The organism is Actinomadura rudentiformis, assembly GCF_008923185.1.
GTDB classification, from domain to species: domain Bacteria; phylum Actinomycetota; class Actinomycetes; order Streptosporangiales; family Streptosporangiaceae; genus Spirillospora; species Spirillospora rudentiformis.
On record NZ_WBMT01000020.1, the window covers coordinates 45,294 to 66,401 of the forward strand.

Consider the following 21,108-nt stretch of genomic DNA (forward strand, 5'->3'; position numbering starts at 1 on the left):
GGAGTGGGGATGCAGGTCAGGCCAGGGGGCATGGGATGCTGGGAGTGAGATGACGAAGACGCTCGTCGTGACCAACGACTTCCCGCCGCGCCCGGGTGGCATCCAGACGTTCGTCCAGGGGCTGGTGCTGCGGCGCCCGCCGGGCTCGGTCGTGGTCTACGCGCCGGCCTGGGAGGGCGCGGCCGAGTTCGACGCGGGGCAGCCGTATCCGGTGGTCCGCCACCCGACGTCGCTGATGCTGCCTGAGCCGCGCGTGCTGCGCCGGGCGGGCGAGATCATCCGATCCGAGGGGTGCGACTCGGTGCTCTTCGGGGCGTCCGCGCCGCTCGGGCTGCTGGCGTCCGGGCTGCGGCGGTACGGGGCGGAGCGCCTTGTCGGCATCACGCACGGGCACGAGGCCGGTTGGGCGTCGCTGCCCGTGGCGCGGAGCCTTCTGCGCCGGATCGGTGACGGCGTGGACGTGCTGACGTATCTGGGGGAGTACACCCGGTCGCGGATGGCGCGGGCCCTCTCGCCGGCCGCGGCGGCGCGGCTGGCGCGGCTGGCGCCTGGCGTGGACGAGACCGTCTACCGGCGGGGCTCGGGTGGTGCGGAGGTACGTGCGCGGCTTGGACTGGCGAGCCGGCCGGTGGTCGTGTGCGTGTCGCGGCTCGTTCCCCGGAAGGGGCAGGACGCGCTGATACACGCGTGGAGGCATGTCCGGAAGGCGGTCCCGGACGCCGCCCTGCTGCTGGTCGGCGGCGGACCGTACCGGGCGGAGCTGGAGAGGCTGGCTGCGGCCGATCGCGACTCGGTGATCTTCACCGGCAGCGTTCCCTGGGAGGAGCTGCCCGCTTACTACGACGCGGGCGACGTGTTCGCGATGCCGTGCCGGACGCGCAACCACGGGCTCGATGTCGAGGGCCTGGGGATCGTCTACCTGGAGGCGTCCGCCACCGGCCTGCCCGTCGTGGCGGGTGACTCCGGCGGCGCACCCGACGCCGTGCTGGACGGTGAGACGGGCGTGGTCGTCCCCGGACGCTCTGTCCGTGCGGTCGCGGAGGCCCTGATCGACCTCCTGCTGGACCCGGAGCGGGCCCGCAAGATGGGCGACCAGGGCCGCGCCTGGATCGAGCGCGAGTGGCGCTGGAAGATCCAGGCTGCCCGCCTTGACGCCCTGCTCGGCGGCTGACCGGCCCTACTGAGCCTTGGATCGAAGCGCCAGAGCCGCCACCCGTAGCGGAGCGGCGCCCTTGGCCGTCTGGCGTACCTGCTTGCCCCAGTGGTGGGAGTAACGGAACTTCCAACGCGCGCCCTTGGCGAAGTAGTGCACGTTGGGATGGGTGACACGCTGCCCGCGCAGGTAGACGATTTTGTGCCGGGCCTTGCTGCCGAGCGCCGACCGGGGGACCACGTGCTTGTCGTCGTACGCGCCGACGAGTGTCCAGTCCGTTCCGCCGCGGCCCTGGGCGTTCTGGCAGGACGCCAGCCACCGCATGAAGGGGCTTCCGCCTCGCATGTCGTGGCACTGCAACAGCTCGGCGGCGCAGGCGACGCCCTGGAACGGCGTGCTGAGCGTGACGACGTCCGCGACCCGCAGGTAGGGCGGCCAGGCCCGTGACCGTCCGCCGTTCTTGTGCACGCCCACCAGGGCGGCGGCCGCGATGAGACCGCCCATGGAGTGGCCGAGGAGGCCGACCGGCCGCCCGTGCCGCGAATGGCGGTGGTAGACCTCCCAGGCGAGCCGGCGGCCGAGCTCCACGATCCCGGTGTCGACGTCGCCCTGGTAGGTGACCGCGCAGCGCCGGTCGCCCCGGTAATAGCCCCAGGTGATCAGCGGCCCGCGGAAACCCTCGCGGCGGAGGGCGGCCTTGGCGTTCTGCCAGGACGCCTCGCAGTCGGTGCCGCCGTCCCACTGGACGCCATGGATCAGATAGACCGGCCGGTTGATGGGCGAGACCTTCGCCGAAGCGGCCTTCGCGGATGCGGCCTTCGCGGATACGGCCTTGGCGAGTGCGGCCTTGGCGGATGCCGCCTGGGCCGGTGCGGTCTGAGCGTGGGCTGGTGTTCCCGGTGCGGCAGTCATGGCCAGAACGATTCCGGGCACGACGACATGCCTGAAGCGACGACGCACGATGAGAGCTCCCCTGGCGCGGTCTCTCGCCGTCCCCCGTCGGATCGGCGGCACCGGGCCAGGGAGATCATACGGAGGGCGCGACCCGCGCCGGCCCCGGAATCCCCGCGCTGCTGCCAGATCGTCACCTGGCGGTCACTTGCGCGTTGTCCGGAGGGCGTCGAGCCGGCGCCGCAAGGACGCCTTGAGGAGGGTGACGCGGACGCGGTCGGCAGGGCCCACCGGGATCGGCATCGAGAGGGGCTTGAGCCCGGCCAGGGCTCCGGTGCCGGTGCGCAGGCCGGTGAGCGTTCCGCCAGGCCGGAGGCCGGTCAGGAGATGCGGGCCGATGAGCCCGCCGGGACGGAGGGCCGCCAGGATCTGGGGGCCGACGGCCGTCACCAGGACGGGGGCCACTGTGGCGAGTCCGATCAGGGCTCCGATGCCGGCGGCGCGGCCGAACGTTCCGACGTCACGGCGCTCCATGCGGGGCGAGTTGCTCATGGGATGACGATCTCGCACTGCGGGCGCGCTGCCCTGAGTACGGATACTCAACCGGCCCTGGGGAGTTTGTGAGGGGGACATGTGAGGGGGACATGTGAGGTGAGCGCCCCCGCCGCCGCGCCGCCGGCGGGAACGCTCACCCCACGTCTTCCCCTACCCCCCGCGCGACCGCCCGTTCAACGGAGATGCTCCGCTGGGCGGCGTCCGGTTGGGGTCGTGCCGGGATTCCCGGAGACCAGTTCCACGCGTTGCCCCTGTCGAGGATGGGGTGTGATCCATGCGAGCCGGCCCGGCGCCCTTTTTTAGGGGGAGAACCTGGAGGTAGGCGCGCCGTGCAGGATTGCCGGTCCCGCGGGACCGCGGATGCGTGGACGGGAATGCCGGGCACGACCCCGGCATGCGGCCGCGACTCCCCGGGGGAGGGTGGGCAGCCCCCGCCTGTCCTCTGCTCATCGGGGGCACCTCCTCCGTCATGTCGTCGACCGGATGACACTCCCGAAGTTATGCCGCCAAAAGCCCCATGTCTCCACTATTAGGGCGGGCTTAAGGCATGACTGAGATGGCGCTAAGCATGACAACTCAATCGAAACGTGAGCATCAGGACGCTTCTCGTTGCCAGGAATTGCTGTAAGCATCAGGGTGGGCCGTCGAGGGGAAGGACGCCGATGCGTTCACGTGGCCTTGTGGTGCTGGCCGGGGTGAACTCCCTGGTGCTCGTCGCCGGGACCGGGGCGGCTCTGGTGTTCCCGCAGCGCGGCGGGCCTGGTCCCGAGAAGGTCGCGGCCGACTACCTCGCGGCATGGAGCGACGGCTCGTTCACGCGTATGGAGAAGCTCGTCGCGAACGCTCCGGAGAACTTCGCCTCCCAGCACCGGTCACTGTCCAGAGGGCTTCTGGTGACCTCGATCGACCTGCGCGCAGGCCGGCTGACCCGCACGGGGCCGGATCACGCGCAGTTGGACTTCACGGTGCACCGGGAGTTGTCCGGGCATGGGACCTGGTCGTTCCGGTCCGTGCTGAGGCTGGGCAAGGTCGACGGCCGGTGGCGTGTGCTGTGGTCGCCCGCCACGCTCTACCCCGGGTTGAAGGGCGTGGGGACCTGGCGGATGAGCCAGATCGAGGTCCCCGCACTCGCCCTGACCGACCGCGACGGCAAGGCGCTGCCCGAGGGCGGTTCGCTGGAGCCGTACGTGGGCGAGCTCGTCGAACGGCTCGGCGCCGACGAGGACGAGCCGGACGCGGAGGAGGACGACCCGACGCCCTGGGCCATCGAGCTGCAGGACGGCGGCGGCCCCGTGCAGCGGGTGAAGGTGTTCAGTGGCGGGAAGGGCCGGAAGATCCGTACAACGGTGGACCGGCGGATGCAGGCGGCCGCCGAGAGGGCCGTCCAGGACGCCCCGGGCGAGGCCGCGATCGTGGCGCTGCGGCCGTCCACCGGTGAGATCCTCGCCGTGGCCGACGGCCTGGGCGGACGCGGCGCGTTCCTCGGCCTCTACCCGCCCGGCTCCACGTTCAAGGTGGTGACCGCGGCGGCCTTGCTGGGCGACGGCATGAGCGTGGCAGGCGGGGCCGACTGCCCCGCCACGGTGGTCACCGCACAGCGCACGATCCGCAACCACGACGGGAAGCCTGTGGGCCGGGCCTCGCTGCGCGACGCGTTCGCCGAGTCGTGCAACACCACGTTCGCGCGCCTGGCGGTCGAACGCCTGAAGGCGGACAAGCTGGCGGCGAGTGCGCGCGGCTTCGGCTTCGGGGAGCCCATCACGCCTGGGGTGGCCGCGTCCCGGGGGAGCTTCCCCGAGCCGGAGAACGGTGCCGAGCTGGCGGAGGCCGCCATCGGGCAGGGACGGGTCCAGGCGAGCCCGCTGATGATGGCCGTCGTCGCCGGGGCGGTCGCGGACGGTACGTGGCGCTCGCCGCGGATGGTGGAGACCCGGCTCATCCGCAGGACAGGCGACCCGGTCCGCCCATCGCACGCGGTGCCGAACGCGGCGGGGCTGCGGGTCATGATGCGCGCGGTCGTCACCGGGGGCACCGCCGCGGGTGCCGGCCTGCCGTCCGGTACGGGTGGCAAGACCGGCACCGCCGAGGTCGGCTCGGAGGAGCCGTCCCACGCCTGGTTCATCGGCTACCGCGGGGACCTGGCCTTCTCGGTGTTCGTACAGGGCGGCGGCTCCGGGCCGAAGGTCGCCGTGCCCGTCGCCGCAGCGTTCCTCAGCCGGGCCCGCTGAACGCCATGACCCGCTCAGCGCCATGACCCGCTGAACGCCACGACCCGCCGAACCGTCAGGAACGGCTGGCGGCGACGGTCAGGGCTGCGCCCACGGCGAGCATGACGGCCAGGGCGAAGGCGAGCGGGGCGATGCCGTGGTCCGAGAGAAGCCCGGCGACCTGCGGCCCGAGGCTCGCCCCGGCGAACAGCAGCGCGGTGAACAGCGAGATCGCCGGGCCGCGCGCCTCCCCGCCCCGGGAGCCGATGGTGTCGACCAGGCTGGGCGCGGCGACCGCGATGCCGGCGGTGACCACCATGAGCAGCAGCGCGAGGCCCGCGGTGCCGGGCGTCAGCAGGCCGATGAGCCCGGTGCTGGCGGCGGCCCCCGCGAGGGCGACGGCTGCGCGGCGCGGCCCGGGGATCCGCGCCAGCGTCGGCGTGAGGAACGGGACGGCGAGGATGATCGGGAGCGCGCTGGCACGCAGCCCCAGGAGGCCGGTGGTGCCGGTGAGCTGGAGTCCCGTGTAGATCGCGACGAACGCCGTGAGCACGGTGGGCACCGCCGCGTACAACAGGCGCAGGTCGGGTGAGCGCAGCAGCGACGGCATGACCCGGTACGCGTCGAGCGGCGAGGTGCCGGACGCGGGCGCGTCGGGCAGCATCGCCCAGCGCAGTGCGACGGCCGCGACCGCGAACGCGGCGGCCCCGGCGACGAAGAACACCCGCCATCCGAACCCAGCGAGCCCCTGGGCGGCGAGCTGCCCGATGACGGCGGCGCCCAGGAACCCGGTGGTCATCGCGGTCACCGTGACCAGCCGGCGCCGGGGTTCGACGCGTTCGCCGACGTAGGCCATCGCGACCGGCGGGAAGGCGCCCATGGTCATGCCCTGCACGATCCGGAGCGCCACCGCCGCCCCGAGGCCGGGCGCGGCGGCGACAAGGAGCGTGGTGACCGCGGTGGCGGCGACCCCGGTGACGATCACCCGGCGGCGGCCGTAGCGGTCCGACAGCGGCCCGAAGAGCAGGAAGCCCGCCCCGTAGCCGAGCCCGTAGACGGTCATCAGCCAGGTCACCGCGGTGGGGGAGGTGTGCCAGTCGGCGGCGATCGCGTTCACCAGCGGGATCAGCCCGTAGAGCTGGCCGGTGGCCAGCAGCGCGGTGATCGAGAACACCACGAGCGTGCGGGCGAACGGCGCGTGCTCGGGGCCGCCGGCCGGGGCCGGTCCGGTGGCGGACCTCATGGTGGGGCGCACGAAGGCGCGCATGGCGGTGGTCATGGGGACGAACGTAACCAACCAACTAGTTGGATGTCAACCAACTAGTTGGTAGCGTTCCGGCTATGCTGTGGGCCATGCCGAAGAGGGACAGCCCGACCACCAAGGACGCCCTGCTCGCCGCCGCCCGCGAGGAGTTCGCCGAGCACGGCGTGGCGGGTGCGCGCGTCGACCGCATCGCCCAGCGGGCCGGCGTCAACAAGGAGCGCATCTACGGCTACTTCGGCAACAAGGAGAAGCTCTTCGACGCGGTGATCCAGGCCGCCCTGGACGAGTTCGCGGCGATCACACCGCAACCCGGCGAGGACCCGGTCGAGTACGTCGGGCACCTCTTCGACTACTACCAGGACCACCCCGAGCTGCTGCGGCTGCTCACCTGGGAGGGCCTGCACTCCAGGCCGGGAGCCCTGCCGCAGCAGCAGCGGCGCGTCGAACGCTGCCGCAAGGCGGTGGCATCGCTCGCCGCGCGCATGGACCAGGAGCCCTCACCCGAGGTCGGCCGGACCCTGATGACCCTCAAGGGCCTCGCCATGATGCCGATGGTCATGCCCCAGATCGCCGAGCTGGTCGTCGGTGACCGGATGGACAATCCCGCAGCCATCGCGGCGATGCGTGAACATGTCATGGCCTTCGCGCGTACTGCTCTTCGGGACACCGGCTCGAAAGACGTGCACCAGGGACGGTGACCTGCACTTCGATGACAGGTGGAACCCCTGATCCGGGGCTCCGGGCGGCTTTTTTGGCGCCATCTCTCATCAAAAGTGGCCCTTGGGGCGTATGCTCCGGGGGAGCCGGGGCGGGTCGAACCGCCCACGGGCACTTGGAGCAGAGCGGGCTCTAGCGGTAGTGTCCACGGCGTCTCAGGAAGCACGTACGCCCGGGTTTGAGCGGACTCGAGCGTGCGAAACGGAACCAAGCCGTCGTTCGCCGCACCTCCGCCTCCTCCACAGGAGAGGGCATGGTGCGACGCGACAACTGGGATCGCCCCCTGCCATGGGAGCGTCCTGACCTGGAGTGGCAGCCGCGGCAACGGCAGCGGACGTCACGGGACCAGCGGTCCCGTCGGCGTAAGCAGGCGCAGCCATCACGGCAGCGGCTCGAGCGGCAGCCGGAGCTGCCGCCTGCGCCCACGCCGCCACAGGCCACGCCATCGCCTGCGGAAGCGGGCGAGCAGGCGATGTCGCCGACCTGGCGGCGGGCGATGCCGGAAATGGACCGGCAGTCGGCACCGCAGCCTGGACGGCGGGCGGCATCCCGCCGCCGTGCCACGTCGGACTCGCGCCGTGGCGCGCCCGAGCGGGGGCGCCGATCGGCACCCGAGTCCAGGCGGCCCGTCACATCCGAGCCCGAGCGGCGGAGCACATCCGAGCCCGGGCGCAGGCCGCCGGAGCGCGGACGCCGTCCGGCTCCCGAGTCCGGACGGCGCGGTGCGCCCGAGCCTGGACGCCGGATGCCCGAGAGCGGACGCGCTCCCGCGCCCGAGACGCAGCAGTGGGCCGTGTCCGACTCAGAGCTGCCACCCGCACCCCGCCCCGAGCGGTTGGGTGCGCCTGAATCTGGGCGTAGGCCGTCAGAGCCTGGCCGCCGCCCAGCACCTGGTTCTGCACGCCAGGCTGGGCCCGAGTCTGGACGCCGGGTACCCGAGCGTGGACGCCCACTCGAGGCCGAACAGCGGACGGGGTCCGAGACCGGCCGGCAGGCACCTGTGCCGGGACGCCCTGCCGCGTCCGGGCAGGGGAGTACGTCTGAGGCTGGGCGCAGGCCGCCGGAGCGCGGTCGTCCGGTTCCCGATTCCGGGCGGCGGGGCACTCCTGAGGCTGGACGCCGCACGCCGGCGCCCGGTCGCCAGGCCGCGCCCGGAGCCGAGCGGCCCGCCACGCGTGAGTCCGAACCAGTGGGACCGCCCGCGCCCGCACAGCGGAGAGTGCCTGAGCGCGGTCAGCGGTCGGTGCCCGGGGCCGGATGGTCCGCGACGCCCAAGCCCGGGCGGTGGGGGGCGACCGAGCGTGGGGGCCCCGCGGCATCTGTGCCCGGACAGCAGCAGCCCATGGCCCAGCCGCAGGGGCGTCCGCAGGGGCGTCCAGCGTCCGAGTCTGAGCTTCGAGGGATGGCTGCGCCGGGACAGCGGAGGGTGCCTGAGCCCGGCCGTCCGGTGGCTCCCGAGCGCGGGCGGCCTGCCGCCTCCGAGCCCGAGGGGTGGGCTCCTGTCCCTGGACAGCGGAGGGTGCCTGAGCGCGGCCAGCGGTCAGAGCCTGGAGCCGGATGGTCCGCCACACGCGATGCGGGGCGTACCGCCACGCCTCGGCCCGAAGGCCGGGGAGCGGCTGAGGCTGGACGTCAGGCGGCATCGGGGGCCGGACGGCCTGTCATGCCTCAGCCTGAGCGGCCCGCCATGCCTGAGCCTGAGCGGCCCATCACAGCCGAGGGGTGGAGAGCGCCTGAGGCCGAGCAGCCCACCGCGATTCTGTCTGAGGCCTTGAACGTGTCTGAAGCCGAGCCTTGGGCGGCGTCCGAGTCTGGACGTTCCACCACGCCTGAGCGTGCGCGGCGGGCCGCTCCCGAGCGCGGACGGCGTGACACCACCGAGCGCGGACGGCGTGACACCTCCGAGCGTGCGCGCCGGGGCGCCTCCGGGCGTGGGAGCGATGCCACGCCCGAACGCCGGCGGCGCCCGGTGTCCGACTCCGAGCGGTGGGCGGCGCTTGAGGACGCGGGGTGGGGAGAGTCCGAGCCTGAACGGCGGCCGCGGCGGACGGGTTCGTCCGGGCGGCGGCCGGGCCGGGATCCGGTGGGGCGTCCCCGTCGCCCGGCGGGTCCGGCGCGCAGGTCCTTCGGGACGGACCGGGTGAACACGGGCGCCATCGTGTTCTCGATCGTCACCGGTCTCGCGCTGCTGGCCGTCGTCGAACGGAGCGTGATCGAAGGCGGGCCGATCGGGCAGTCAGGTCCGGCCGGAGCCGAACGCCCGCTGGACAGGCCGAGTGCCAAGGCGGCACTTCCGAACCGGAACCCGCAGCAGCCGGCGCCGCCACAGCAGAACGGCGGCGGCGGTGGCGGCGGGGGAGGAGGCGCTGCGGCGGTGCCCGACCTCCAGGTGCTGACCTCGCAGGTCCGCGACCTCACGGCGGCCCAGCGCGGCGCGGCGGCGCTGCAGGAGTACGGGGTGGCCGCGGACAAGCCGCCGGTGGTCGTGGTCAGCCGGGTGAGCCGGGACCGGACCTGGGCCTTCGGCACCGCGGCGGTGCCCGTGCCCGCCGGCAAGTCGTCGATGCCGCACGTCGCGCTGTTCGCGGCGCGCTGGACGGCGGGCCGGTGGCAGCCCGTGCTGTCGGGCACTCCCGCGTTCGCGGGGCTCGTCGGCCGGATGCCGCCCGCGATGATGTCGGTCAGCGAGGCGCGCCTGCTCAGCAGGCACAGCGCCACCACGGCCGGGCAGGCCGCCGCCGCCACCAACGGCACCCGCGTCGGCGACGGCCTGATGCTGCCGTGGCGGGTCGGCGGGGTCTGGTCGCTCAGCACCGGCGACGCGGCCGGTGCGCGGCCGCTGGCCACCTTGGCCTTCCAGGGCGGCGACGGCCGGGTGGCCGCCGCCGGTGACGGGCGGCTGTACCGGTTCTGCGCGGAGGGGAACCGCGGGTTCGTGATGGTGATCCATCCGAGCGGCCTCGCCAGCGCCTACTACCGCATGCGTGACGTCGTGCAGCTCCGGGACGGCAGCGTGGTCAAGCAGGGCGACCCGCTCGGCCGGACCGGCGGCGACCTGCCGTGCGGCGGCGCTCCGGCCCCTCGCGAGCAGGTGCAGTTCGGGCTCCGCGGGGCGAGCGAGAACGTGCCGCTGGACGGCGCGCAGATCGGGGGCTGGATCTTCCGGGAGCGGGCCCGCCCCCTCCTCGGATTCGCGGAACGAGGTCTTCTCCAGGTGCTCCCCGGTGGGCTGCTGGCCAATTTCGGGCCGGTCCCGCCGACGGAGCCGCCGGGCGCGGCTGAACAGCCGGCGCCCGGTGCCCGGCCCGGCACTCCGCCGGCCGGTGGTACGCAGCAGAAGGGTTCGAAGAGTGCAGGTCAAGAGCAGTGACGATCCGGCGCTGCCGAGCTGGGTGCTGCGCATCGTAGTGATCGGGTCCATCGCGGTCCTGGTCGGCGCGGCGACTCCGGCGGGCGCCGCCGTGGCAGGCGACGTGCAGCGCTTCCTCTCGTTCTACGCGGGCGTCTTCGCCCTACTCTCGATGACGACGTCGGTCGTCACCGGGCTACTGGCCACCGACCGCCTCATCCTGCGCATCCAGCACCGCGTCTGGGCGCAGGGCATGCATCGTGCGGCCTCCTTGCTGGCGGTGACCTTCCTGATCTCGCACATCATGGTGAAGGTGCTCAGCGGCCTCGCCGCGCCGTCCCAGATCATCATCCCCACCGCCGGCCCGATCGGGGTCGGCACGGTCGCCTTCGATCTGATGATCGTGATCGTGGTGACCGGGCTCCTGCGCCGCCGCTTCGCGTTCGGCTCCAAGCCGTGGGTGTGGCGGTCGATGCACGCCGTCGCCTACCTCAGCTGGCCGGTCGCCATCTGGCACGGGCTGACCGCGGGCCGGCCGGCGGCGAACTGGGTGACGCTCAGCTACCTGCTCTGCGCGGGTGCCGTGGCGCTCGGGCTGATCACCCGGATGATCGTCGGGATCCGGCCCCGGACCGTGCGGTACGTCGGCGACACCGCGGGTGCGCCCCTGGCGCAGTCGATCCGCGAGCGGGGGCCCGGCCGGCAGGCCGCCGCGCCCGCTCCCGCCCGGGCCCGCGCGTCCGGTGAGCGTGAGACCGAGGTGCTTGGATGAGCTCTACCGTCACCGTCAGCAACATCGGCGGGCCCCGGCTGACGCTGGGCTTCGACCGGTTCGAACGGCTCGACCTCGACCGGCACCTGGCCGTGCACGGCAAGTTGTACGCGCCCGTGCTCGACGACCTGGTCAAGCTGGCCGAGCAGGTCGACATGCGCGGCCGCGGCGGTGCGGGCTTCCCGTTCGCGCGCAAGCTGCTGGCCGTCGCCGCGCAGATCACCTCCCCGGAAGGGGCGTCCGAGCTCCTGCCGGGGGAGGCGGCGGACCGGCGGCGGTCGCACGAGGACGCGGTCGTGGTGGTGAACGGGGCGGAGGGTGAGCCGGGCAGTTCCAAGGACAAGGTCCTGCTCACCCGCGCCCCCCACCTCGTGCTGGACGGCGCGGTCATCGCCGCCACCGCGCTCGGCACGCAGCGGATCGTCGTGGCGGTCGAGAACGACGAGGCGGCGCGGTCGGTCCGTGCCGCCATCGCCGAACGGGCCATGCCCGCCCGTGTGGTCCGGCTGACCGAACGTTTCATCTCGGGCGAGAGCGGCTCGGTGATCCGGGCGATCAACGGGGAGACCCCGATCCCGCCCGGCGTCAAGGTCCGGGCGTCGGAGTCCGGTGTCGACGGCTTCCCCACGCTGCTGTCCAACACCGAGACGTTCGCCCAGCTCGCCGTGCTGACCTCGCTCGGCCCCGACCTGTACGCGTCGGCCGGCACCGAGGACGAGCCCGGCACCACGCTGCTGACCATCGGTGGCACCAGGGTCGTCGAGGCGCCGTACGGCACGCCGCTGCAGACGGTCCTCGACCACTGCGACGTCCCGCCGAGCCAGGGTGTCCTGGTCGGCGGCTACCACGGCATGTGGCTCGACCCGCAGGCCGTCTCCCGCGCCGTGTTGTCCCGGAAGGGGATGAAGGCGGTGGGCGGCACGGTCGGCGCGGGGATCATCCTGCCGCTGAGCCAGGGCACCTGCCCGCTCGGCGAGGTCACCCGGATCGCCTCGTACCTCGCGGCGCAGTCCGCGGGGCAGTGCGGCCCTTGCCGTCTCGGCCTTCCGGACGTGGTGCGCACGCTGACGGCGCTGTCCGACGGGTCGGGCAGCATCGACGACGTGCGCCGCGCGGCGGGGATCGGCCGTGGCCGCGGCGCCTGCAGCCACCCGGACGGCACGGCGAAGTTCGTGTTGTCGGCCGTCGACGCCTTCGGTGCCGACATCGAGATGCACCGGTACGGGGGTTCGTGCGGGCTGCCGGTGTTCGGCGTGCTGCCGTTGCCGGTGCCGACCGGTGCCGAGGGACGCGTGGCGATCGACTGGAGCCGGTGTGACGGGCATGGCCTCTGCGCCTACCTCGTACCCGAGCTGATCCAGCTGGACCGGCACGGCTTCCCGGTCGTGCTCGGCTCCGATGTCCCGAGCTGGATGGAACGCGACGTGCAGCGGGCGGTGGCCATGTGCCCGGCCCTCGCGCTGCGCGTCACGAGCAGCATGCCGGGGGCCTCGGCACGCCGTTCCTGAACAACGTTGAAAACGGGTGACGGGGCTTCTTTCGGCATGCCTGAAAACTGCTCAGAAAACGGTGCGAAAAAGTCTTTGACTCCTGAACCCTCCGCTACGGAGTTGCGTATCCCATGACAACCCCTGTTGGGGTCGATTAGGTGCATTCCCGGAAAGGAGCATGGTCACCTTGAGGAAGTCGTACGGCCTCGCGGAAGAGCGCACCATGCGGCGGCTGGGACGCGGTCAGTTCCTCTTGGTGGCGGCTGCGGCCGCCGCCGTCATCGCGGCTCTCGTCGTCGTTCTGAGCCCGCCCAGCGCGCCGGCGGACGGCGAGACGCAGGGCGGAGTGACCGAGACCCGCTGGGGACGGCTCTCCGAGGGGGACCGCGCGCTGCTGGCCGCCGTCCGGCGGGCCGGTCTCTGGGAGATGCCCGCGGGCCAGCAGGCCCAGCAGCGGGCTTCCAGCGCCAGGGTGAAGGAGGTGGGGGACATGATCATGGAGCAGCACGCGCAGCTCGACGAGGACGTCCGCGCCACCGCGGCCCGGCTCGGAGTGATCCTGCCCAGCGAGCCGAACGCCGACCAGAAGCGCTGGCTGGCCGAGATGTCGAGCAAGTTCGGTGCGGACTACGACCAGACCTTCGTGCTCCGGCTGCGTGCGGCGCACGGCAAGGTCTTCGGCACCATCGCCAAGGTGCGAGCGGAGACCGAGAACTCCGAGATACGGGCGTTCTCCGAGCGTTCTCTCAAATACGTCAACACGCATATGGCGTTGCTGGAGAGCACGGGTCTGGCCACCAGAGAGGCTCTCAACACCTGACGGGATTGGCAGCCAGCTTCCAAGGAGATCGAAATGGGTAGAAGAAAAGGCATCGCGGTCGTCATCCCGGCGCTGCTTCTGGTCGCCTCGGCGACCGAGGCGCAGGCCGGCGCGGCGCCCGAAGCGCGGCTGAGCGCCGTAGTCGCGGCAGATCCGGGCGATCCGCCCGATCAAGGCGGCCAGAACGGCGGCCAGAACAACGGCGGCCAGAACGGCGATCAAAACGGCGGCCAGAACAATGGCGGCCAGAACGGCGGCCAGCTCGATCCCAACGACCCGAACGGCGGCGGCCAGGACGGTGGCAACGGCGGTCAGGGTGACCAGAACAACGGCCAGAACGGTCAAGACGGCCAGAACGGCCAGGACGGGAACGGTCAGAACGGCGACGGCCAGAACGGCGACCAGAATGGCCAAAACGGCCAGAATGGTCAGAACGGTGACCAGAACAACGGACAGAACGGCGACCAGAACAACGGCAACGACCAGAACAACGGTCAGAACAACGGAAACCAAGGCGACGAGCAGCAGGAGGTAAAGGAAGGACCCGTCGCGTCCGACTTCGTGCCCATCAACCAGGGGCAGCCCAAGGCAGAGCCTCAGCAGGGCCAGAACGCCTCGACAGGGTCGTTCACCTCGCGCTGTGGCACGAACCAGAACGAGCACCACAACCCCGACAACTTCATCGTGGCTCCCGGCGTCCAGAACGGCGCGCACCACATTCACGACTACGTGGGCAACCTGTCCACCGACGGCTTCTCGACCGACGAGAGCCTCGCCGCGGCAGGCACCACGTGTGCGCGCAATGACCAGTCCACGTACTTCTGGCCGGTCATGCGCATCCGCAACCAGCAGGACGACTCCAACCAGGCTCAGCAGAGCACCGCGGACGGCAACGTCGGCCGCATCGTCACGCCCGCCCAGGCGAGCATGACCTTCGAAGGCAACGCGCAGGGCGACGTGACGGCGATGCCGCGGTTCCTGCGGATGATCACCGGAGACGCCAAGGCGGGTACGAACGGGACGGCCAACGCCCGCGCCCAGTGGACCTGCAGCGGCGAGAACCGCGTGCTCACCGACAAGTACCCGCTCTGCCCGGGCGGGAGCCAGGTGCAACGCGTTCTGGAGTTCCCGAGCTGCTGGGACGGCCAGAACACCGACAGCGCCAACCACCGGACGCACGTCGTCTTCCCTGACGAGCAGGGCAACTGCCAGCAGGGTACCCAGGCGATTCCGAAACTGAAGATGACGCTCTCCTACAACTTGCCCAACCAGCCGCTCGCGTTCGCCGTCGACTCGTTCCCCGAGCAAGGGCACGCACCGGTCACCGACCATGCCGACTTCGCGAACGTGATGCCCGAACAGCTGATGCAGCAGGTTGTCAACTGCATCAACAGCGGTCGCCGCTGCTGACCGCCCCCCGCGGGTGCCCGCCCCCGCCGCCTCACCGCGAGGCGGCGGGGGCGGGCGTCCGTTGTGAGGTGCCGGGGGCGGGCGTCCGTATGATCGGCCCATGAACGTAGTGATCGCTGGAGGGCACGGCCAGATCGCGCTGCGGCTGGCCCGGCGCCTGACCGCCCGTGGGGACGACGCGCTGAGCCTGATCCGGAATCCGGACCACGCCGACGACGTACGGGCGACGGGCGCGAGGCCGGTCGTGTGCGACCTGGAGCGGGCGACCGTGGACGAGGTCGCCGACCAGCTGACCGGCGCGGACGCCGTCGTCTTCGCGGCGGGGGCCGGCCCGGGCAGCGGCGCCGCGCGCAAGGACACCGTGGACCGGGCGGCCTCGGTGCTGCTGGCCGACGCGGCGGAACGCGCGGGCGTGCGCACGTTCGTCCAGGTCTCCTCGATGGGGGCGGGGAAGCCGCCGCGCGAGGGGACCGACGACGTCTGGGCCGCCTACGTCAAGGCCAAGGGGGAGGCGGAGGACGACCTGCGGGCGCGCGACCTCGACTGGATCGTCCTGCGACCTGGCATCCTCACCAACGACGAGGGCACCGGCAGGGTGACCCTCGGCGAGCCGGAAGTGGGCCGGGCCGAGGTGACCCGCGACGACGTCGCCGCGGTCATCGTGGCGCTGCTGCACGCGTCCGGAGTCGAGCGCCGCACCCTGGAGCTGGTGAACGGCGACACGCCGATCGAGGCCGCGATCGCGAGCCTCTGAGCCCGGCGTCCAGCCGCCGCCCATCTGGTGCGCCGGGCCTCCGCCGTACGCCGGGCCTCCGCGGGTCCGTCAGGCGGAGTACATCCCTTCGATCTCGGCGGCGAAGTCCTTCATGACCACGTTGCGCTTCACCTTGAGGCTGGGCGTCATGTGACCGGCGCCCTCGGTGAAGTCGACGGCGAGGATCTCGTACTTCTTGATCGCCTCGGCGTGCGAGACCGACTTGTTCGCCTCGGCGACGGCGGATTCGATCTCGGCGATGACGTCCGGGTCGCGGCGCAGGTCCTCGACGGTCATGGCGGCGGGCTTGCCGCGCTGGTCCTTCCAGGGGGTGAGCGCCTCCTCGTCCAGCGTGATCAGGGCGCTGATGAACTTGCGCCCGTCGCCGACGACCAGGCACTGGCTGATCAGCGGGTGGGCGCGCAGCCGGTCCTCCAGCGGCGCGGGCGCCACGTTCTTGCCCGCCGCGGTGACGAGGATCTCCTTCTTGCGGCCGGTGATCTTGAGGTAGCCCTCGGAGTCCAGAGAGCCGAGGTCGCCGGTGTGGAACCAGCCGTCCTCCAAGGCCTCCTTGGAGGCGGTCTCGTTGTTCCAGTAGCCGGTCATGATGTTGACGCCCTGGACGAGGACCTCGCCGTCCTCGGCGATGCGGATCGTCACGCCGGGGATCGGCCGCCCGACGGTGCCGATCTTGATGGCGGTGGGCCGGTTGACGGTCGCGGGGGCGGTGGTCTCGGTCAGGCCGTAGCCCTCCAGGATCGTGATCCCCACGCCGCGGAAGAAGTGGCCGAGCCGTTCACCGAGCGCCGCGCCGCCCGACACCGCGTACTCCACCTTGCCGCCGACGGCCGCGCGCAGCTTGCCGTACACCAGCACGTCGAAGACCTTGTGCTTGAGCTTGAGGCCGAGGCCGGGCCCGCCGTTCTGGAGGGCCTTGCTGTAGGCGATCGCGGTGTCGGCCGCCGCGGCGAAGATCTTGCCCTTGCCGTCGGCCGCGGCCTTCTGCTCGGCGCCGTTGTAGACCTTCTCGAAGACCCTCGGCACCGCGAGCAGGAACGTCGGCTGGAACGAGCCGAGGTCGGGCAGCAGGTTGGCGATGTCGCTGTGCCCCAGCACGATCCCGCCCTCGATGCAGGCGACCTGGATCAGCCGGGCGAACACGTGCGCCAGCGGCAGGAACAGCAGCGTCGAGCTGCCGTCGACCGCGACCTCGGCGATCGCGCCCTGGATGGCGTTGCGGGAGGTCAGGACGAAGTTGGCGTGGGTGAGCTCGCACCCCTTGGGGCGGCCGGTGGTGCCGGAGGTATAGACGAGCGTGGCCAGGTCCTGGCCGGTGCGGCTGCGGCGCCGCTCCTCGATCACCTCGTCGGTGACGTCCTTGCCCTGGGCCACCACGGCGTCGAGGCCGCCCGTGTCGATGCCCCAGACATGCGAGAGGCCCGGGAGCTCGTCCCGGACCTCGGCGATCGTGGCCTGGTGCTGGTCGGTCTCGGCGAAGACGGCCTTGGTCGCGGAGTCTCCGATGATCCACTGGATCTGCTCGGGGGAGGACGTCTCGTAGATCGGCACGGCGACCGCGCCGGCGGTCCACACGGCGTAGTCGAGAACGGTCCACTCGTACCGCGTCTTGGACATGATGGCGACACGGTCGCCGGGCTCGATGCCGGCCGCGACCAGGCCCTTGGCGATGGCGGTGACCTCGTTGGCGAACTCGCCCGCGGTCACGGCGCGCCAGGCACTCCCGTCCTTGCGGCGGAGGACGATCTGGCCTGGCTTCTCGGCAGCCCGGTCGAACGGCGCGTCGGTCAGATTGGTGGAGCCTGGCACCTCCACCATGGCGGGGACACTGAACTCGCGCACGGCCTACTCCTTGCTTGGACGCTGCAAACGGCGGGCAAGACGGTACAGGTTTCCTTAACGCAGAGGATACCCACCGGTAGGAAAGCATCTGTTCACCCCTATGCGGCCTTTGCCTTCCGGTTAACGGTGAGGCAAAGTCCGGGACCGGTCACCCGGACATGGCCGCCCGTTCGCCTACCCTTGAGCTGGAACGATGCGGGGAGTCTCACGGATGTGATTCGGGGAGGGCCATGTCGCTGCTCGAGGTGATCGCGCTGGACGCCGCCGACGCGAGGGCGGCGGAGGAGGGCGGCGCGGACCGGATCGAGGTCGTCGCGGACATGGCCGCGGACGGCCTCACGCCCGATCCGGACGTGGTGGCGAGGATGAGGGACGTCACCTCGCTCCCGCTGCGGGTGATGTTGCGGGCCAACGCCGGGTTCCGCACCTCCGCGCACGAGCTCGACCGGCTCCGGGCCGCCGCCGAGACCCTCAAGAAGGTGGGCGCGGACGGCTTCGTGCTGGGCTTCCTCGACTCGTTCAGCCAGATCGACATCGGCGCGACCAACAAGCTGGCGGCCGTCGTCACGCCGCTGCCCTGGACGTTCCACCGCGCGCTGGATCACGCTCTTGACCCGGTGCCCGCCTGGACGACGGTCAAGGAGCTGGGCGGCACGCTCGACACCGTTCTCACCGCGGGTTCGGCCCGCGGCGTCGACAGCGGCGTGGACCTGCTGGTCCGCCGTGCCGCCGAGGGGCCCGCGGCCGCCGCCATGATCATGGCCGGGGGCGGGCTGCGCCGCAAGCACGTGGCGATCCTGGGCGCTGCCGGTGTCTCCAAGTTCCACGTCGGCACGGCCGTGCGCCCCGACGGGGCCTGGGAGGCCCCGGTCGACGCGGCCCTGGTTCGGGAGTGGCGGGCCCTGGTCTCCGCCGCGACCGGTGACTAGGCCCGCGACCGGGCGCCCGACTGGGCGCGCGACCGGACCCGCGGACTCGCGCCGCTGACACCCGGCAAGGACAGGGGTCATTGATTCGGTTCCGTCCCATTAGAGTCAGTTCATGCGGATCCATGTGGTGAGCGACGTCCACGGCCGCGCGGAGGCCCTTAAACGCGCGGGCGACGGGGCGGACGCGTTCATCTGCCTGGGCGACCTGATCTTGTTCATCGACTACTCCGACCACGGGCAGGGCATCTTCGCCGACCTGTTCGGGCAGGAGAACGCCGACCGCTTCATCGAGCTGCGGACCCAGAAGCGCTTCGACGAGGCCCGGGACTTCTCCCGGCGCATGTGGGAGTCGCTCGACGGGGACGCCTGGCCGCATATCGAACGTGCAGTGCACAGGCAGTACGAAGAGCTCTTCGCGGCGATGCCGGTTCCGGCCTACCTCACCTACGGCAACGTCGACGTCCCGCACATGTGGCCCGAGCACGTCAAGGACGGGCACACCGTCCTGGACGGCGAGGTCGTCGAGCTCGGCGGCCTCCGCTTCGGGTTCGTCGGCGGTGGTCTGCGCACCGAGTACCGCACGCCGTACGAGCTGGACGACGAGGTCTACGCCGCCAAGGTCGCCGCGGTGGGAGAGGTCGACGTGCTGTGCTGCCACATCCCGCCCGCCGTGCCCGAACTGCTGTACGACACGGTCGCGCGGCGGTTCGAGCGGGGCAGCGAGGCCGTCCTGGAGGCCATCCACCGGACGCAGCCGAAATACGTGCTTTTCGGGCACGTCCACCAGCCCCTCGCCCGGCGCATGCGCATCGGACGGACCGAATGCGTGAATGTGGGCCATTTCCGGGCCAGCGGGGTGCCTTACGTGTTGTCCGTGTGAAAAATACTTGCTGAAACGCCGAGCCCGTCAGCGGGCAGGCGCATGCTGAGCCGTATGAAGGGAACGCAGATGGCGGACCGGACGAGTTCTTCGACCACGATCAAGGCGGGGAAGGCCGAGATCATGGCGGTGATCGCCGATCTCGAGTCCTACCCGGACTGGGCCAGCGGCATCCGCGAGTTCACCGTCCAGGAGACCGGCCCGGACGGCCGGGCGGCGCGGGCCAAGCTGACCTTCGACGGCGGCCCGTTCAGCGACACGGTCGGCCTCTCCTACCACTGGGAGGGTGACGACTCCGTCCGCTGGGAACTGGTGGAGAAGGGAAACGTCGTGACCGCCCTGCACGGCAGGTACTCCCTCGTCGAGGGCGACGCGGAGACCGAGGTCACCTACGAGCTGGCGGTGGACGTGCGGGTTCCGATGATCGGCATGGTCAAGCGGAAGGCCGAGAAGCGCATCATCGACTCGGCGCTCAAGGGGCTCAAGCGACACGTCGAGCGGTGAGCAATATCTTCGTTCCCGAGGCCGGGGCGGTACGGTTTCTCGCCGACAACAGATGGAAAATGTTCTCATGACCGAGCAGCCAGGCGATGTCCTCACTGAGGCCGTCAAGCTCTTCGACTCTCTGTGGCGCCGGATCGGCGGAGACGACGCGGGCGAACGCAGCGCTGGAGGCGCGGGCGAACGCAGTGCCGGAGGCGCCGGCGACGACGTGTGGAGCCGGGCCACGGCCGAGGATCCGCACATCGCGACCGGGGCCCCCGAGTGCCGCAACTGCCCCATCTGCCGTGCCATCGCGATGGCCCGCGAGTCCGGCCCGGACGTCACGACGCACGTCCGGCAGGCCGGGCAGTCGCTGATGGCCGCGGCGTTCGACGTCATGGCCGCCTTCGAGCGCACCCGCGCCCCCCGGCGCCCAAGCGGGTCCACGCCGTCGGGCGGCTCGCGCCCCGCAGGCGGATCGCGGGCTCCGGGCGGGTCGTCGGAGGATCCGTGGGCCGCGGCGGCGCGTGACGAACCCCTTGACATCGGGTAGTGCATGACGGGCCCCTGCCCGGGGCGCGTGAAGAGGAGGAAGCGTAGTGGCCCTGACCATCGGCGTTGACGTGGGGGGGACGAAGGTCGCCGCGGGGGTGGTGGACGACCGCGGCACGATCCTGGAGAAGGTACGGCGTCCCACCCCCTCCACCAACCCCAAGGAGACCGCCGAGGTCATCGCCGAGGTCGTCGACCTGCTCAAGGGCAAGTTCGAGGACGTTTCCGCGGTCGGTCTCGGCACCGCCGGGTTCGTCGACGAGACCCGCTCCACCGTGCTGTTCGCGCCCAACCTCGCCTGGCGCGACGAACCGATCAAGCAGAAGGTCGAGGAGCAGGTCGGGCTGCCGGTCGTCGTGGAGAACGACGCCAACGCCACGGCCTGGGGCGAGGCCCGGTTCGGCGCGGGACGGGGTGAGGACTTCCTCGTCCTGATCACCCTGGGCACCGGCATCGGCTGCGGCATCATCATCAACGGCGAGCTGTACCGCGGCCGGTTCGGCATCGGCGCGGAGGCCGGGCACTTCCGGGTCGTCCCGGACGGCCGCCGCTGCGGCTGCGGCAACCGCGGCTGCTGGGAGCAGTACGCCAGCGGCAACGCCCTCGTGCACGAGGCACGAGAGCTGGCCAGGGTGTCCCCGGCGATGGCGGGACGGCTGCTGGAGCTCGGCGACGGCTGGCCGGAGGGCATCAGCGGCCCGGAGATCACCGAGGCCGCCAGGGAGGGCGACAAGGCCGCGCTGGAGTGCTTTCGCACCGTGGCCCAATGGACCGGTCAAGGGCTCGCCGATCTGGCCGCCATCCTCGACCCCGGCGCGTTCATCATCGGCGGCGGCCTCTCGGACGCGGGCGATCTGCTGCTCGACCCGGTGCGGGCCGCGTTCGGGGACGCGCTCACCGGCCGCGGGCACCGCCCGGTGGCCGACATCAGGATCGCCGAGCTCGGCTCGGCGGCGGGCATCGTCGGCGCCGCCGACCTCGCCCGCACCTGACCCCTTCCGGAGTGATCACCTGATCGGCGG

At 71.8% G+C, this 21,108-nt stretch carries 18 protein-coding genes; 14 read left to right on the forward strand and 4 right to left on the reverse strand.

Annotated features, from left to right (window positions below; all coding sequences use genetic code 11):
* The first annotated feature begins 49 nt into the window (after positions 1-49).
* The gene (locus tag F8566_RS35840) at positions 50-1,171 is read left to right on the forward strand and encodes a glycosyltransferase family 4 protein (RefSeq protein ID WP_151566323.1); all 1,122 of its coding nucleotides are present in this window, start codon (positions 50-52) and stop codon (positions 1,169-1,171) included.
* 6 nt (positions 1,172-1,177) lie between these two features.
* On the opposite strand, the gene F8566_RS35845 is transcribed toward F8566_RS35840, so the two are convergent.
* Positions 1,178-2,065 carry an esterase/lipase family protein gene (locus F8566_RS35845; protein WP_151566324.1) on the reverse strand — a complete coding sequence of 296 codons (888 nt, stop codon included), beginning with the start codon at positions 2,063-2,065 and terminating at the stop codon, positions 1,178-1,180.
* Between the two features lie 183 nt (positions 2,066-2,248).
* Positions 2,249-2,596, reverse strand: coding sequence for a hypothetical protein (locus F8566_RS35850; protein WP_151566325.1), 348 nt, complete (start codon positions 2,594-2,596; stop codon positions 2,249-2,251).
* Positions 2,597-3,261: 665 nt separating this feature from the next.
* On the opposite strand from F8566_RS35850, the gene F8566_RS35855 reads away from it, so the two are divergent.
* Positions 3,262-4,827, forward strand: a complete 1,566-nt coding sequence (locus tag F8566_RS35855; protein WP_151566326.1) for a penicillin-binding transpeptidase domain-containing protein — start codon at positions 3,262-3,264, stop codon at positions 4,825-4,827.
* 55 nt (positions 4,828-4,882) lie between these two features.
* Here the strand turns inward: F8566_RS35855 and F8566_RS35860 are convergent, their stop codons facing one another.
* Positions 4,883-6,085: an MFS transporter gene (locus tag F8566_RS35860; protein WP_151566327.1), complete on the reverse strand. Its 1,203-nt coding sequence runs from the start codon at positions 6,083-6,085 to the stop codon at positions 4,883-4,885.
* Positions 6,086-6,159: 74 nt separating this feature from the next.
* Between F8566_RS35860 and F8566_RS35865 the strand changes: the two genes are divergently transcribed.
* The 7 genes from F8566_RS35865 to F8566_RS35895 all read left to right on the forward strand — a co-directional run bounded on the left by F8566_RS35865 (position 6,160) and on the right by F8566_RS35895 (position 15,382).
* Positions 6,160-6,768 (forward strand): TetR/AcrR family transcriptional regulator, encoded by a 609-nt coding sequence (locus F8566_RS35865; RefSeq protein ID WP_151566328.1) that lies wholly within the window; start codon positions 6,160-6,162, stop codon positions 6,766-6,768.
* Positions 6,769-8,927: 2,159 nt separating this feature from the next.
* Positions 8,928-10,157, forward strand: a complete 1,230-nt coding sequence (locus tag F8566_RS51800) for a M23 family metallopeptidase (RefSeq protein ID WP_225993841.1) — start codon at positions 8,928-8,930, stop codon at positions 10,155-10,157.
* On the forward strand, positions 10,138-10,908 hold the full coding sequence (locus tag F8566_RS35875; protein WP_151566330.1) for a hypothetical protein: 771 nt from the start codon (positions 10,138-10,140) through the stop codon (positions 10,906-10,908). Before F8566_RS51800 ends, F8566_RS35875 begins: the two co-directional genes overlap by 20 nt.
* Complete coding sequence (locus tag F8566_RS35880) at positions 10,905-12,416, forward strand: NADH-quinone oxidoreductase subunit NuoF family protein (RefSeq protein ID WP_151566331.1); 1,512 nt, start codon at positions 10,905-10,907, stop codon at positions 12,414-12,416. The genes F8566_RS35875 and F8566_RS35880 overlap by 4 nt, the downstream gene beginning before the upstream one ends.
* A 160-nt stretch (positions 12,417-12,576) precedes the next feature.
* The gene (locus tag F8566_RS35885) at positions 12,577-13,218 is read left to right on the forward strand and encodes a DUF4142 domain-containing protein (protein ID WP_225993810.1); all 642 of its coding nucleotides are present in this window, start codon (positions 12,577-12,579) and stop codon (positions 13,216-13,218) included.
* Between the two features lie 33 nt (positions 13,219-13,251).
* Positions 13,252-14,628, forward strand: coding sequence for a DUF1996 domain-containing protein (locus F8566_RS35890; RefSeq protein WP_151566332.1), 1,377 nt, complete (start codon positions 13,252-13,254; stop codon positions 14,626-14,628).
* A 100-nt stretch (positions 14,629-14,728) separates the two neighbouring features.
* Complete coding sequence (locus tag F8566_RS35895; protein WP_151566333.1) at positions 14,729-15,382, forward strand: SDR family oxidoreductase; 654 nt, start codon at positions 14,729-14,731, stop codon at positions 15,380-15,382.
* A 69-nt stretch (positions 15,383-15,451) separates the two neighbouring features.
* Here the strand turns inward: F8566_RS35895 and F8566_RS35900 are convergent, their stop codons facing one another.
* Positions 15,452-17,242 carry an AMP-dependent synthetase/ligase gene (locus tag F8566_RS35900; RefSeq protein ID WP_192810036.1) on the reverse strand — a complete coding sequence of 597 codons (1,791 nt, stop codon included), beginning with the start codon at positions 17,240-17,242 and terminating at the stop codon, positions 15,452-15,454.
* Positions 17,243-17,472: 230 nt separating this feature from the next.
* On the opposite strand from F8566_RS35900, the gene F8566_RS35905 reads away from it, so the two are divergent.
* The 5 genes from F8566_RS35905 (at position 17,473) to F8566_RS35925 (ending at position 21,078) form a co-directional block, all read left to right on the forward strand.
* Complete coding sequence (locus F8566_RS35905) at positions 17,473-18,171, forward strand: copper homeostasis protein CutC (RefSeq protein WP_151566334.1); 699 nt, start codon at positions 17,473-17,475, stop codon at positions 18,169-18,171.
* A gap of 112 nt (positions 18,172-18,283) precedes the next feature.
* On the forward strand, positions 18,284-19,051 hold the full coding sequence (locus F8566_RS35910) for a metallophosphoesterase family protein (protein ID WP_151566335.1): 768 nt from the start codon (positions 18,284-18,286) through the stop codon (positions 19,049-19,051).
* A 54-nt stretch (positions 19,052-19,105) separates the two neighbouring features.
* A complete protein-coding gene (locus F8566_RS35915; RefSeq protein ID WP_318836462.1) occupies positions 19,106-19,555 on the forward strand; it encodes an SRPBCC family protein in 450 nt (149 codons plus the stop codon).
* Between the two features lie 67 nt (positions 19,556-19,622).
* A complete protein-coding gene (locus F8566_RS35920; RefSeq protein ID WP_151566336.1) occupies positions 19,623-20,087 on the forward strand; it encodes a hypothetical protein in 465 nt (154 codons plus the stop codon).
* A 46-nt stretch (positions 20,088-20,133) separates the two neighbouring features.
* Complete coding sequence (locus F8566_RS35925; protein ID WP_151566337.1) at positions 20,134-21,078, forward strand: ROK family glucokinase; 945 nt, start codon at positions 20,134-20,136, stop codon at positions 21,076-21,078.
* Positions 21,079-21,108: the final 30 nt, after the last annotated feature.

Coding starts and splice junctions, on each gene's coding strand:
- F8566_RS35850 (WP_151566325.1), bottom strand. CDS start 2,596: ATGAGCAACTCGCCCCGCATGGAGCGCCGTGACGTCGGAACGTTCGGC.
- F8566_RS35860 (WP_151566327.1), bottom strand. CDS start 6,085: ATGACCACCGCCATGCGCGCCTTCGTGCGCCCCACCATGAGGTCCGCC.
- F8566_RS35890 (WP_151566332.1), top strand. CDS start 13,252: ATGGGTAGAAGAAAAGGCATCGCGGTCGTCATCCCGGCGCTGCTTCTG.
- F8566_RS35905 (WP_151566334.1), top strand. CDS start 17,473: ATGTCGCTGCTCGAGGTGATCGCGCTGGACGCCGCCGACGCGAGGGCG.
- F8566_RS35895 (WP_151566333.1), top strand. CDS start 14,729: ATGAACGTAGTGATCGCTGGAGGGCACGGCCAGATCGCGCTGCGGCTG.
- F8566_RS35840 (WP_151566323.1), top strand. CDS start 50: ATGACGAAGACGCTCGTCGTGACCAACGACTTCCCGCCGCGCCCGGGT.
- F8566_RS35880 (WP_151566331.1), top strand. CDS start 10,905: ATGAGCTCTACCGTCACCGTCAGCAACATCGGCGGGCCCCGGCTGACG.
- F8566_RS35855 (WP_151566326.1), top strand. CDS start 3,262: ATGCGTTCACGTGGCCTTGTGGTGCTGGCCGGGGTGAACTCCCTGGTG.
- F8566_RS35865 (WP_151566328.1), top strand. CDS start 6,160: ATGCCGAAGAGGGACAGCCCGACCACCAAGGACGCCCTGCTCGCCGCC.
- F8566_RS35910 (WP_151566335.1), top strand. CDS start 18,284: ATGCGGATCCATGTGGTGAGCGACGTCCACGGCCGCGCGGAGGCCCTT.
- F8566_RS35920 (WP_151566336.1), top strand. CDS start 19,623: ATGACCGAGCAGCCAGGCGATGTCCTCACTGAGGCCGTCAAGCTCTTC.
- F8566_RS35915 (WP_318836462.1), top strand. CDS start 19,106: ATGAAGGGAACGCAGATGGCGGACCGGACGAGTTCTTCGACCACGATC.
- F8566_RS35885 (WP_225993810.1), top strand. CDS start 12,577: ATGGTCACCTTGAGGAAGTCGTACGGCCTCGCGGAAGAGCGCACCATG.
- F8566_RS35845 (WP_151566324.1), bottom strand. CDS start 2,065: ATGACTGCCGCACCGGGAACACCAGCCCACGCTCAGACCGCACCGGCC.